At 71.7% G+C, this 12,007-nt stretch carries 15 protein-coding genes; 7 read left to right on the top strand and 8 right to left on the bottom strand.

Going from position 1 to position 12,007, the window contains the following annotated elements:
• Window positions 1-50 precede the first annotated feature (50 nt).
• Together H030_RS0115635 and H030_RS0115630 are read left to right on the top strand one after the other, a co-directional pair.
• The gene (locus H030_RS0115635; RefSeq protein WP_027006789.1) at window positions 51-1,316 is read left to right on the top strand and encodes a GDSL-type esterase/lipase family protein; all 1,266 of its coding nucleotides are present in this window, start codon (window positions 51-53) and stop codon (window positions 1,314-1,316) included.
• Between the two features lie 2 nt (window positions 1,317-1,318).
• Entirely contained in the window at window positions 1,319-2,164 is an 846-nt protein-coding gene (locus H030_RS0115630) for an SDR family NAD(P)-dependent oxidoreductase (RefSeq protein WP_027006788.1), read from the top strand.
• 106 nt (window positions 2,165-2,270) lie between these two features.
• On the opposite strand, the gene H030_RS0115625 is transcribed toward H030_RS0115630, so the two are convergent.
• The 3 genes from H030_RS0115625 to H030_RS37235 are packed head-to-tail and all read right to left on the bottom strand — an operon-like array spanning window position 2,271 to window position 4,042.
• Window positions 2,271-3,128, bottom strand: coding sequence for an NAD(P)H-binding protein (locus H030_RS0115625; protein ID WP_027006787.1), 858 nt, complete (start codon window positions 3,126-3,128; stop codon window positions 2,271-2,273).
• 42 nt (window positions 3,129-3,170) lie between these two features.
• Entirely contained in the window at window positions 3,171-3,485 is a 315-nt protein-coding gene (locus H030_RS0115620) for a hypothetical protein (RefSeq protein WP_027006786.1), read from the bottom strand.
• Window positions 3,482-4,042, bottom strand: coding sequence for a cupin domain-containing protein (locus H030_RS37235; protein ID WP_155892071.1), 561 nt, complete (start codon window positions 4,040-4,042; stop codon window positions 3,482-3,484). Before H030_RS37235 ends, H030_RS0115620 begins: the two co-directional genes overlap by 4 nt.
• A gap of 143 nt (window positions 4,043-4,185) precedes the next feature.
• Here H030_RS37235 and H030_RS0115610 point away from each other — a divergent pair, with 143 nt between their 5' ends.
• Window positions 4,186-4,830, top strand: a complete 645-nt coding sequence (locus tag H030_RS0115610; RefSeq protein WP_027006785.1) for a TetR/AcrR family transcriptional regulator — start codon at window positions 4,186-4,188, stop codon at window positions 4,828-4,830.
• A 58-nt stretch (window positions 4,831-4,888) separates the two neighbouring features.
• On the opposite strand, the gene H030_RS0115605 is transcribed toward H030_RS0115610, so the two are convergent.
• The 5 genes from H030_RS0115605 to H030_RS32625 all read right to left on the bottom strand — a co-directional run bounded on the left by H030_RS0115605 (window position 4,889) and on the right by H030_RS32625 (window position 9,220).
• Window positions 4,889-5,554: a GAP family protein gene (locus tag H030_RS0115605; protein ID WP_027006784.1), complete on the bottom strand. Its 666-nt coding sequence runs from the start codon at window positions 5,552-5,554 to the stop codon at window positions 4,889-4,891.
• Window positions 5,555-5,570: 16 nt separating this feature from the next.
• A complete protein-coding gene (locus tag H030_RS32635) occupies window positions 5,571-5,852 on the bottom strand; it encodes a hypothetical protein (protein WP_035128446.1) in 282 nt (93 codons plus the stop codon).
• A gap of 74 nt (window positions 5,853-5,926) precedes the next feature.
• On the bottom strand, window positions 5,927-6,955 hold the full coding sequence (locus tag H030_RS0115595) for a hypothetical protein (protein WP_027006783.1): 1,029 nt from the start codon (window positions 6,953-6,955) through the stop codon (window positions 5,927-5,929).
• A 26-nt stretch (window positions 6,956-6,981) separates the two neighbouring features.
• Entirely contained in the window at window positions 6,982-8,073 is a 1,092-nt protein-coding gene (locus tag H030_RS32630) for a lysylphosphatidylglycerol synthase transmembrane domain-containing protein (protein ID WP_035127796.1), read from the bottom strand.
• 115 nt (window positions 8,074-8,188) lie between these two features.
• Window positions 8,189-9,220: a DUF389 domain-containing protein gene (locus tag H030_RS32625; RefSeq protein WP_051222839.1), complete on the bottom strand. Its 1,032-nt coding sequence runs from the start codon at window positions 9,218-9,220 to the stop codon at window positions 8,189-8,191.
• A gap of 162 nt (window positions 9,221-9,382) precedes the next feature.
• On the opposite strand from H030_RS32625, the gene H030_RS37230 reads away from it, so the two are divergent.
• The 4 genes from H030_RS37230 to H030_RS0115565 all read left to right on the top strand — a co-directional run bounded on the left by H030_RS37230 (window position 9,383) and on the right by H030_RS0115565 (window position 11,967).
• A complete protein-coding gene (locus H030_RS37230) occupies window positions 9,383-9,952 on the top strand; it encodes an RNA polymerase sigma factor (protein WP_051222837.1) in 570 nt (189 codons plus the stop codon).
• Window positions 9,949-10,704: a hypothetical protein gene (locus H030_RS0115575; protein WP_027006782.1), complete on the top strand. Its 756-nt coding sequence runs from the start codon at window positions 9,949-9,951 to the stop codon at window positions 10,702-10,704. The genes H030_RS37230 and H030_RS0115575 overlap by 4 nt, the downstream gene beginning before the upstream one ends.
• Before the next feature lie 173 nt (window positions 10,705-10,877).
• Window positions 10,878-11,294, top strand: a complete 417-nt coding sequence (locus H030_RS37225; protein ID WP_027006781.1) for a hypothetical protein — start codon at window positions 10,878-10,880, stop codon at window positions 11,292-11,294.
• 4 nt (window positions 11,295-11,298) lie between these two features.
• Window positions 11,299-11,967 carry a hypothetical protein gene (locus H030_RS0115565; RefSeq protein ID WP_027006780.1) on the top strand — a complete coding sequence of 223 codons (669 nt, stop codon included), beginning with the start codon at window positions 11,299-11,301 and terminating at the stop codon, window positions 11,965-11,967.
• The last annotated feature ends 40 nt before the right edge of the window (window positions 11,968-12,007 follow it).

The following is a 12,007-nucleotide window of genomic DNA, read 5'->3' as shown; positions in this document are numbered from 1 at the left end:
ACTACAGTCCGTAACTTACGGGTCGTAAGTTTGTTGTCGGGAGGAGATCCATGTCGAAGGTCAGAGGCGCCGTCGCGTTGTTGTCGTTGTCGGTCGCCACGTTCGTCGCGCTGCCCGCGGCGGGCGGCGCGGCATCGGGCGCGGGCACCCACTGGGTCGGGTCGTGGACGGCCGCGCCGACCAACGGCGGCTATCAACCGCTGACCGATCAGACCGTCCGCTCGATCATCGCGCCCCACCTCGCCGGCAGCCGCGTGCGCGTCCACCTGACCAACCGCTTCGGCGTCGCGCCGCTGGTCATCACCGGCGCCACGATCGGCACCGCCGCCCCGGGCGGCGGCGTGGCGACCGGGACGCTCCGCACCCTGACGTTCTCGGGCAGGACGAGCGTGACGGTCCCCGCCGGGGCCGACGTCGTCAGCGACCCGGTCGCCGCGCGCGTGCGGCCGTTCACCAAGCTCGCGGTGAGCACGAGCGTCTCGGGGACGGTCGCCAAGCCGACCACGCACTACACGACGCGCGAGGACAACTACGCCACCGCCGTGCGCAGCGGCGACCACAGCGCCGACCTCTCCGGCGCGGCGTTCACGCGCAGCGCGACGCCGACCGGCTGGTTCTTCCTCGAGGGCGTCGACGTGACCGCCGCCGCGCGCGTCGCCTCGGTCGTGACCTTCGGCGACTCGATCACCGACGGCTACCAGGGAAGGCTCGCCCCGGCGGGCGAGAACCTGACGACCGTCGGCAAGGAGGAGCGCTACCCCGACTTCCTGCAGCGCCGCGTGGACGCCGCCGGCCTGCCGCTGTCGATCCTCAACGCCGGGATCAGCGGCAACCGCGTGCTGCAGGACGGGTCGATCCCGATCTTCGGCCCCAGGGCCCTCAGCCGCGTGGGTGCCGACGCCATCGACCAGCCGGGCGTGCGGACCGTGATCGTCTTCGAGGGCATCAACGACATCGGCCAGGCGACCGGCCACGCCCTCACGGCGGCCAAGCTCATCGCCGGCTACGGACGGCTCGTCGCACGCCTGCACCACGCGCACCTGCGCGTCCTGCTCGGCACGCTGACCCCCGCCGGCGGCGCCGCCGCCCCCGGCTACGGCAGGACCGCCGACCGGATCCGCGTCCCCGTCAACCGCTGGATCCGCAGGCAGAAGGACGCGGACGCGGTCATCGACTTCGACGCCGCCGTGCGCGACCCTCAGCGGCCCAGCCGCATCCGCCCTGCCTACGACGGCGGCGACCACCTGCACTTCAACGCCGCCGGCTACCGCGCGCTGGCCAACGCCGTCCCACTGAAGCAGCTGAGGAGCCGATGAGCATGAGCACGTTCCACCACAAGGTCGCAGTCGTGACCGGCGCCGGCTCGGGCATCGGCCGCGCGCTGGCCCTCGGCCTGGCCGCCCGGGGCGCGCGGCTCGCGCTCTCCGACATCGACGAGGCGGGCCTGGGCGAGACCGCCGAGCTGGCCGCTCGCGCCGGCGCCACGGTCCATCACCAGCGTCTCGACGTCAGCGACCGCGACGCCTTCGAGGCCTACGCGAGCACGGTCGCCGCGCACTTCGGCGTCGTCCATCAGATCTACAACAACGCCGGCGTCGCCCGCTCCGGTCCGGTGCTCGAGTTCTCCTACAACGACTACGAGCGCGTGTTGAACATCAACCTGTGGGGCGTCATCCACGGCACCAAGGCCTTCCTGCCCCACCTGATCGCCTCCGGCGACGGGCACGTGGTCAACGTCTCCAGCCTCAACGGGTTGATGGCCTACCCCGGCAGCAGCGCCTACTGCACCTCGAAGTTCGCCGTCCGCGGCTTCACCGAGGCGCTGCGCATCGAGATGCTCCAGGACCGCCTGCCGGTCGGGGTCACCGTCGTGCACCCCGGCGGCGTCAAGACCAACATCACCAACAACGCCATGGCCTCCGCGCGCGAGGCCGGCGTCGAGCTCAGCGCCGCCGACGTCAAGCGCGCCCGCGACTACGAGCAGCGCTTCCTGCGGCTCAGCCCCGACGCCGCCGCCAAGACGATCCTCGACGGCGTCGCCGCCGGCAAGCCCCGCGTCCTGGTCGGCAACGACGCCAAGGCCATCGACAAGCTCGTGCGCCTGCTCCCGAGGCTCTACCCCCGGATCGTCGCCCGCGTCACACCCTCCCGCGCCGCGCGCTGAGCACCTTTCTGGTCACCACACGCCCTGAGAACGACCGTGTTGGACGTAGCGCACGTCAAGGCTCTCCCGCGCCGTTGGGAGCGCGCGCCGTTGCCTGCGGTCGCCTTCACCAGCCGGCGGGGGTGAGGAGCTCGGTGCGGTGGGCGTGGGCCCAGTCGGTGAAGCTGCGTGCCGGGCGGTTCGTGACGGCGGTGATGTCGGCTGTCAGCTCCGAGTTGAACGGTTCCAGGGTGGAGCGGAACTGCTCGATGACGGCGTGTGCCAGCTGCTCTGGCATCCCGTAGGAGATCCACTGCGCGAGCGTGTCGTCGGGGTCGGCTTCGGCGTAGCGCAGGTCGCGGTCCAGCACCTTGCTGAGGATCGCCACCTGATCGGCTGGGCTGAGCGGTTGCGGGCCGGCGAGCTCGTAGACCCGGTCGTCGTGGCCGTCCTGGGTGAGGCAGGCCGCCGCGACCGCTGCGATGTCCGCCGGGTCGACGACCGCGGCCCGCCCGTTGGCGAACGGGGCATGCACGACCCCATCGGCCGTGATCATCGGCGCCCAGTTGAGCGCGTTGGACATGAACCCGGTCGGCCGCAGGAACGTCCACCGCAGGCCGCTGTCGCGGATCTCCTCCTCGCCGGCCCGGTGCAGGGTGGTGATCGGGTCGGTGGCGCCGTGTCCGACGGCGAGCACGGACAGCTTGACGATCCGCTCGACACCCGCTCGCACCGCCCCGGCTACGAGCCGGCGGTCGTGGGCGGCGATGTTGAGCCCTTCGGTGAGCGAGAACACCGCGTCCACCCCGTCCAGCGCCGCTGCCAAGTCGCTGTCAGCGAGATCGGCCACGACCTTCTCGGTGCCCTCGGGGAACACCGCGTCGGGATTGCGGGTGAGAACCCGGATCTGGCCTGCCTGGGCAGGGAGGAGCGCGGTGATGAGCTCTGACCCGACGTTGCCGGTGGCTCCGATGATCAAAATCATGCGTTCTGGTCCTTTGTTTGGATGAGTTGAGAATGCGCGCAGTCAGCGCGCGGCGACGGGAACGGCTGCGGCATCAACGCCGGCGGCCTCGCCGAGGCGGGCCGCCTGCGAGTGCTCGTGGCTGTCGCTCGAGGAGATCAGCACGGCGGCGAGGATCGCCCCGGCGACGGCAAAGCCGGCGCCGACGAGGAACGCGCGGTCAAAGCCTTTGGTCAGCTCGTCGCGGGAGAAGTGCAGGTGGGCACCGATCGACGGCAGCGCCACGTTGACGATCGAGGCGTCGATCACGATCACGAACTGCGTCATCGCCAGCAGCACGAGCGCGAGGTTCTTCGCGCGGGGCGTGGACGCGCTCACAGGCTCATGCCCAGGATCCGTCCGAAGCCCGCCAGCGACGCAAAGGCAAATCGCTGCAGGCGCGACGTTCGGATCGCGGTCGGGTGGGCTCTGAACAGCATCGCCGCGTAGATCGCCTGACGCGGGCTGTGTGGGATGCCGGCGCCCATCTTCCCGGTCGAGGCCAGCGCCGCCATGTCGCGGAAGAACCCCTCGAAGTCGGCGGCGGGGCGGTGGCGGTTGATGAACCTCACCGGCTCGTCGTGACTGTTTCGCAGGGTGTGGCGGACACCGGGCGCTGCCGCGGCGAGCTCGCCGGGGCCGTAGGTGTGCCAGGTGCCGTCGAGCTTGACGTCGAGCCGACCCTCGATGATCTCGAAGCTGTCTTCAGCATCGTCGTGCACGTGCACCGGAGGGCTGGGACTGTGAGGACCGAGCCAGCTGTTTGCCTCCAGGACTTCGCCATCGGTCTCCTCGCCGTTGCGCAGGATCTCCCACCACATGTCCATCCCGGGGCGGAAGTCGATGCGCCGGATCGCAGCGGCGCGGCCTGGAGGGTCAACGGAAGCAGTGTTCACGGGAGGCTCCTTCGATCATCAGCTCTGGCTGACGGACTCAGTCAGTCGGTTGACTGACTGAAGAAGACCGTAGCACGCCGGCCGTCGGTACTCAGTCAGTCAGCCGACTTAGGTTGGAGCGTCAGCTTGTATGATCCAGTCAAATGACTGAGAACGGCAAGAGCTCAACGCCGACCGCGACCTCCGCAGCGGGATCGAGCACGCGTGAGCGCCTCGTCCAGGCCGCCCAGGACATGATCTGGCGCGAGGGCATCGAACGCACGTCGATCGCCGACGTCGCTCGCGCCGCCGGGGTGCCTTCGGGCAACGTCTACTACCACTTCAAGACCAAGGACGACCTCGTCGAGGCGGCGATGGCGGCCCGCGTGCGCGAGCAGCAGGAGTTCCTCGCGCACGTCTCTCGACGCCGCAGCCCACAGGCGCAGCTCAAGGCGTTCGCGCGCGAGCTCATGCACGATGAGGACGGATCTCTGACTGCTCTGTACGGCTGCCCCTTCGGCAGCCTGGTCTCAGAGTTCGGCAAACGCGATGACCCGTTGAGCCGACGGGCCGGCGAGGTGCTGCTCGCGCCGTTCATCGACTGGGCCGAGGAGCGCTTCGCCGCCATGGGTCAACGCGACCCGCGAGAGCTCGCCATCACCCTCTTCGCCACCTACCAAGGCGCGGCCCTGCTCTCAAACGCCTTCCACGATCCATCCATCATGGCCAAACAGGCCCGCCGGCTCGAGCGATGGATCACCAGCCTCGACAAGTCAACGGGATCCGGCTCACCCATACCAGCCGGATGAGGCTCAGGAGGTACCGCACGTCGGTTCTCACTGCCTCGACGATCACGCGCACGAACGGTCAGCTTCCCGCAAGGCCCTTGATGAGCAGGTAGGTGCCGAAGACCAGGGCCATGGCGATGATCACCTGGCGTTGGTGGGCGCGGATCGAGTTGCCGAGGCGCGCGACGACCGGGCGGGTGCGGTCGCCGGCCAGGGCGAAGCCCGCCAGCGGCAGCTCGGCTGAGATGAACATGATGAGGTTGAAGGCCAGCAGGAGCAGGACGAGCGTGGTGGTCGAGTAGTCGCCGATCGACATGTCCTTGAGCGCGGCCAGGTAGTAGATGTTGGGCAGGCAGAGGACCACGCCGGCGAGGAACGCCAGCTTGCGCGAGCCGCGCCCGAGCGTGCGCTCGGTCCACGACGGGCCCCTCTCCGCGGGCGCCGGGCGGCGGGCCGCGAGGCGGCGGTCCAGGCCGGCCAGCATGACGAGGCCCGCGAGCACGGCGATGGCGCCGAGCACGATGTCGACCGCCGGGTTCGTGCTGCCGCCGGAGGACTGCAGCACGCCGGCGGCATCCAACACCACGAGGATCGCCGTGCCGGAGATGAGGCTGACCGTCATCCCGCCCGCCAGCAGCGCCGCGAGCTGCCCCTCCGGCTCGGGCAGCGTCAGCACGACCAGCACGGCGGCGAGCAGCACCGGGAACGTCGCCGCGGCGAGCGCCAGCAGGAAGATCTGGGCCATGCGGTCGCGCGGCGCGCTACGGAGCGGCGCGGCCCTTCATCCGCAACGCGATCCCGACGAACGGCAGCAGGATGATCACGCCGATCACCGCGCTCAGCAGCCCGCCGAGGTCGAACACGTCGCTGTCGCCGATCCCGAAGCCGACCGTGAAGATCAGGTAGCCGACGAGCGCGCCGCCCAGCCCGAGCCCCAGCGAGACCAGCCACGACCTCGGCCCGCTCAGCCCGCTGAGCGTGTCGGGCACCAGCAGCCGGCCGATCGCGCCGGCGGCGAAACCCAGGATGAGCGCGCCGATCATGCCGACCACCCTCGCGCCCGGGAAGGTGAGGCCGCGTCCCCCGCCGAGGGGGATCTCGCACACTCGCACGCTCGCTAGTTCTGCGGCGTGTACTCGGGCTGCAGCGGCTCGATCGCGCACGACGGCGTCGTCGCCGGGTCGGTCATGCAGCCGTAGATCGAGTTGATGTCCGTCTCGGCCCACGTGATCCCGCCCGCGCGCTCGCTCGCCTGCACGTACGCGGGCGACGTCGCGACCGACGGCGCCAGCGCGCCCGTGTAGTTGGACATCATGAACCGCCGCGTCGTCACGCAGCCACCCGGATCGCCGACGCACGACCGCAGCCAGTACACCCGCCTGTTCTCGAACGACGGCCAGCCGATCACCGTCGACGACAGCCCGCCACCCGGCGTCTGGTCCAACCGCATGTGGTCGCCGCCGATCGTGTCGAGCCGCAGGTCGTAGGCCTGCCCCTCCTCGTTGCCCTGGTAGCGCCAGCCGAAGGCGAGCCGGCTGCCGTAGAGCTCCAGCTGCAGCGGCGTCGACCGCCCTGACCCGCGCGAGCCGCCGGGCTGGCGCGCCGACGACGCGCCGCTCGCGATCGTCTTGGTGTAGATGTAGGGCTTGCTCGGGTCGCTCTCGTAGGCGCGCGCGAACGCGACGACGCCCTTCCAGTAGCTCGGCCAGTACTCGGTCCCGTCGCTGGCGTTGACCTTCGTGTAGCGCTCCTCGGCCAGCGTCGTGAGGTCCAACTTGTAGATGTCGCACCCCCTGCCCTGCTCGTAGGGCGGCATCTGCGTCCCGCTCCACCCCGGCTCGGTCCTGCAGCGCGAGTACACCGCGTAGATCGCCCCGCCGTTCGTCGGCCCGAGGTCGACGTCGAACGGCACCCCGCGCGAGGCGACCGGCAGCATCCTGACCGTCCCGGCGCCGTCGCGCTCCATCAGCGCGTAGCGGCCGTGGCCGTCGGGCGCGCTCCAGACCAGCACCCCGCCGTAGGCGGCGATCGGCGCCGGGACCGCGACCCCCGAGATCGGCGCGGGCGCAGTCTGGGCGCCGACGGTCGCGGGTGCGAGGAGGACCGCGGCCAGCACGGCAGCGGCGAGCGTGACGCGGAGGGACATGCGACCCAGGCTCCCCCACGCCGGCGTCAGCCGGCCTCACCCGGCACGGATGATGCCGCCGGCGCCCGGTGCGGCGCGAGCGCCAGGCCGACGAGCCCGAACGGCAGCGTCAACCAGTACGAGAACAGGCGGTAGGCGAACGTCGCGAGCACCGCGTCGCCCGCCGACACGCCCGCGAGCGCGAGCATCGCGGTCAGCCCGGCCTCCACGAAGCCCAGCCCTCCGGGCGTGACCGGGATCTGCGCCAGCAGCTGCGCGCCGCAGAACGCCAGCAGCGCCAGGCCCGCGCGCGGGTGCGAGCCGCACGCCGCCAGCGCGGCGAGCAACGTCATGAAGTCGAACGTCCAGCGCCCGACGGTCGCCAGCAGCGCGCGCTTCCAGCGCGGCCCGAGCGTCGCCAGGATCCGGTCGCGCTCGCGCACCAGGCGCGACGGCAGCCCGGTCAGCGGCTCCGACCTGCGGCGCAGCGCGTTCCGGCCCCTCTGCACGGTCCGGCCGACCCAGCGCAGCGGCCCGTCGGTCGTCAGCAGCACCGCGCCGATCCCGGCGGCGGCCGCGAACAGGACCAGCCCGGCGATCGCCGTCTCCAGCAGCGTCTGGTCGACCGAGCCCCGGAACAGCGCGGGCAGCGCCAGGACCGGGAGCGCCAGCACGACCGCGAAGACCAGCAGGTTGACCGCGGTCAGCGCGCCCGCGGTCGCCGGACCGGGCAGGCCCGCGGCGACGAGCATCCGGTACTGCAGCGCCGCGCCGAGCGTCCCGCCGCCCGGCGCGATCTTCGACAGCGCGTTGCCCGCCAGCTGCGACGCGATCACCGGCCGCCAGGCGCGCGTGCGCAGCGCGGTGCGCTGCAGGTCCCAGAGGCAGGCGTTGGTCAGGACCTGCAGGACCGCCATCAGGATCAGCCAGCCGACCGACAGCCTCTCGATCTGGCGCCACGAGCCAAGGACCTCAACAACGCTCGGGAACACCAGGTACAGCGAGATCCCCGTGATCACCAGCCAGACGATCGTCCTGCGCAGGCTCCCCCTCGCGGGCGGCGGCGTCGCCACCTCCTCGGCGACGTCGGCACGCCGCTCGATCGCCGCCTCGACCCGGTCGCCGAGCTGCGGGCTCATGGCCGCGCGACGCCGCGGCCGCGGGCGTCCGTCGCGTCGGGGAGGCCGGCCATCCGCCCACGCTCGCGCGCGGGCGGATGAGCGGGCGTCATCTCGCGAGGGTGAACCGCGCGCCCTACGGGACCGTGCCCGCGCCGTGGCGGTTGCCGTCCACGCGGTTGACGACGACGGTCGTCCCGGCCGGGATCGTCCCGCCCAGGCGGCCGGGGAGCTGGGCGTCGTCGGCCGCGGTGCCGCGGCCCTCGACGACGAACACGAGCTGGTCGCCCTCGAAGCGCGTCTGCAGCAGCCGCTCGCCGTGCTCCCGCGCCCAACTCGCCGCGATCCGGCCGCCCGCGTCGCGCCAGTTCGACAGCCGGACGGTCTGGGTCGTGACGGCCGCCAGCGCGCCGACGACCACCACGGCCGCCAGGCCGACCACCGCGTAGGCGCGGCGCGGGCGCGCCTCGCCGCGCAGCCCGGCGACCGCGCCGAACACGACCGTGCCGACGACCACGATCGCCAGCACGTTGGTCGCGAACAGCAGCAGCGCGCCGAGCGCGCCGTGCCAGTCGCCCTCGACCGCCGTCACCCCCACGACCGCCAGCGGCGGCACCAGCGAGATCGCGATCGCGACGCCCGGCAGGATGTCGCCGATGTCGCGCCGCGAGACCGCGAACGCGCCCGCCATCCCGGTCGCGGCCGCCGCGACGAGGTCGACGATCGTCGGCGAGACCCGCGCGGTGATCTGCGAGTTGTCGGCGGGCGCGTGCAGCTCCGGCAGGACGACCGCCATCAGCGCGGCCAGCAGGATCACCGCGACGCCCGCGCCGACGACCAGCGCGGCCGACAGCCCGAGCTGGCGCCCGTCGCCGTCGGCGATCCCGGCCGCGATCCCCTGGATCGGCGTCCCCAGCGGCGCGACGATCATCGCCCCGATCACCGTCGCGGTCGAGTCGCCGATGATGCCCGCCGTCGCGATCACCGCCGACACCATCAACAACAGCCAGAACCGGCTCTGCTTGGCGAACACGTCGCCGCTGAAGAGGAACACCGCATCGCGGATCTCGTCCTCGCTGCGCAGCTCGCCCGTCAGGACCCGCCGCCGCCAGCCGGCTCCAGCGCCCGCGCCCGGCGCGACCGCTCCCGCCTCGTCTCCCGTGGTCATCGCCCGCCGGACCCTGCATCCCGGCGAGGTGAGCGGGCATCACCCGGGACGCATGAAGGCGCGGCAGGATCTCCCGCGCCCGACCCCTCAAGCTCTCCCGAACGCTGAGGGAGCGAAGACGCTGCTGTCACACTTCCGCCCCTGGCGCGAGAAGAAAGACAGATGCAGTTCCAGGCACTGCCAGACGATGCGTTGATGAAGATGGCGCGGCGCGAGCCGGAGGCGTTCGCCGTCGTGTACCGGCGGCATGCCGATGTCGTGCTGTCGTACCTGCTGCGGCGGACGGGAAGCATCGAGCTGGCGAGCGATCTGACGGCCGAGGTGTTCGCCGCGGCGCTGGTGAGCTCGCGTCAGTACAAGGCTGGGCCGTATCCGCTGCGGGCGTGGCTGTTCGCGATCGCCAACCACAAGATGTACGACGCGTGGCGTCGTCAACGCTCCGAGCGGTCGGCGCGGGAGCGGCTCGGCATGCGGGAGCTCGCCTTCACCGAGGACGAGTACGAGGCCGCGGAGCAGCGAATCGACGCAGAACGCCAAGGCGATGAGCTGTGGTCGCTCGTCGCCGACCTGCCGCCCGACCAGCGAGAAGCGGTGCTCGGCCGCGTGGTCGACGACCAGGACTACGCGGAGCTCGCCGGCGAGATCGGCCACACCCAGCAAACCCTGCGCCAGCGCGTGAGCCGGGGGCTCGCGTCGCTCGGGCGCGGACTACGAGAAGGGACCTCCCGATGACCGCGGCGACACGCAACATCGTGGACGAGATCGGCGCCGAGCTGCTGCGAGCGGGCCAACGGCGCGTGGCGATCCGGCGCCGGCGGATCACCATCGCCGCCGCCTGTCTCGCGCTGCTGCCGTTCGCGGCCGCAGGGACCGCGCAGGTCATCACCGGCGACCCGCTCGCGGGTCTCGACCTTCCCCCCTTCGTGGCGCCCGACCATGACGCGAGCCATCGCGTCGACCTCTCCGCCACGCTCCCGGACGGCACGCCCTGGGTGGGCGCGGCCTACCTCGGCAGCTCCGGGACGACGCTCTGCCTCACCGCACCGGCCCAGGATCAGGCGCCGTGGCGCGGCGTGGGCTGCCGCAGTGGCATGAACCTGGCGTTCAACTTCCATGACGAGCCGCCGTCCGTCGAGACCGCGGTCGACGTCGTCCACGGCGCCGATGGCACCCGGACCGCCGTCGTCTACGGCGTGGTCGACGCCGGCTCCCGTGTCAGTTCGGTCTCGGTCGACGACACGACTTCGTCCGAGATCCACCTGAGCGACCGCCAGCTCACGCTGCCCGTCGTGATCCCGCCGGACGGGCCCACCGGGGGGCTCACCGCCCAGGGCCGCGCAGAGGCCGCGTCCTTCCCCAAGCAGTTCGTGCTGCAGCCGTTCGTCGCCACCGTGCCACTCGCCGCCGGCGACACCACAGCCGACGACGCCGTCGAGGTCCACGCGAGCGTCGTCGGGCCGGACGGGCAGACGCGCGTGCGGTAGGCACGCCCCGGAGGGCTCTTGCCGGTCGGGCAGGGGTTCTACATGGTTGAGACTGAGTAAACGACTAGAGTCCGCGCGCAGCAGCACGGATCACATAGTGCTGCTTTGTATTCAATCTCGTCTCAGGGAAGTCCATGTACAGCACAAGATGTGCTGCGCCCGCGCGCTTGCGGGTGCTCTTCGCCCTCGCGGCATGCCTCGCGGCGCTCGCGCTGACCGCCTCTCACGCCTCAACGGCCAGCGCCGACTGCACGACAGGCTCGACGACCGGCTGCCTTCCGGGCTCCGGCTACACGTTCGACGTCCTCTACGACTGCGGCACCCTTCCGGCCTACACCAACTGCTTCTATCCGGGCTACACCGACCTCGGCAGGTCGATCACCCACACCTGGGGCTGGGGCTCGGCCGACTACGACGGCGGCGGCAGCACCACCGTGTGCGTGAACATGGTCACCGTGTTCCAGGGCTGCGGGGTGAACCTGGTGCGTGCGTGTGCCCAATCCACCTGCAACGACCAGTCCGTGTACTCCGCCGTGATCGCCATCGCGACGTCCGAGAACCACACGATCACCGGGCATGCGGAGGCCTAGGGCGATGACCAAGAAGATCATGCTCGTGGTCGGTGCCACGCTGGTCGTGGCGATTGCCGCGGTCGCGCTGGCCGGCGCGACCGTCAAGCCCCATGCGCGCGCTCACGCCGCCCAGCTCGCGCCCGCCGCCTCGCCGGTGGCGATCACCCAGGCGCGAGCGACGATGCGCACCAGGTTCGGTGCCCTGCGCCGCGCCCGCACCGCCGAAGACGCGCTGACGACCGCCGTCGCCAGCAGCCCGATCCTCGCCGATGGCGTGGCTGACGTCGCGGACTCCCGCGCGGTGCGTGCCACGGGCTCCGGCGCGTGGATCGCCCCGCAGACGGCGGCGACCGGCACCTGCCTGGTCCGCCCGGACAGCCTCAACTGCGTTCCGGACGACTACCTGGCGGAGCACGGCGCGGCGCCCGCCTACACGAAGAACGCGACCGGCTACACGGTCTCCGGCATGGCGACCGACGCCGTCGCGTCGGTCACGGTGAAGTTCGACGGCGCCCCCCAGCAGGAGGTCGCGGTGTCCAACAACGCGTTCGTGCTGCTCGGCGCGTCGGCGCGTCCGACCGACGTGTCGTGGAACGGCCCGAACGGCCCGGAACACTTCCCCCTGCCGGAGCCGCCGGCGGTGCCGGAGAACCAGGGCCCGCCGACGGCGCAGTCGTTGACGACGCCGTAGACCCAACGCTCGCACGACCAAATGCGGCCGGCGCGCCTGG

The sequence above is a fragment of the Conexibacter woesei Iso977N genome (assembly GCF_000424625.1).
Classification (GTDB): Bacteria; Actinomycetota; Thermoleophilia; order Solirubrobacterales; family Solirubrobacteraceae; genus Baekduia; species Baekduia woesei_A.
The sequence above is the reverse complement of the archived record's forward strand: the minus strand, read 5'-3'. Positions and strand labels throughout refer to the sequence as shown.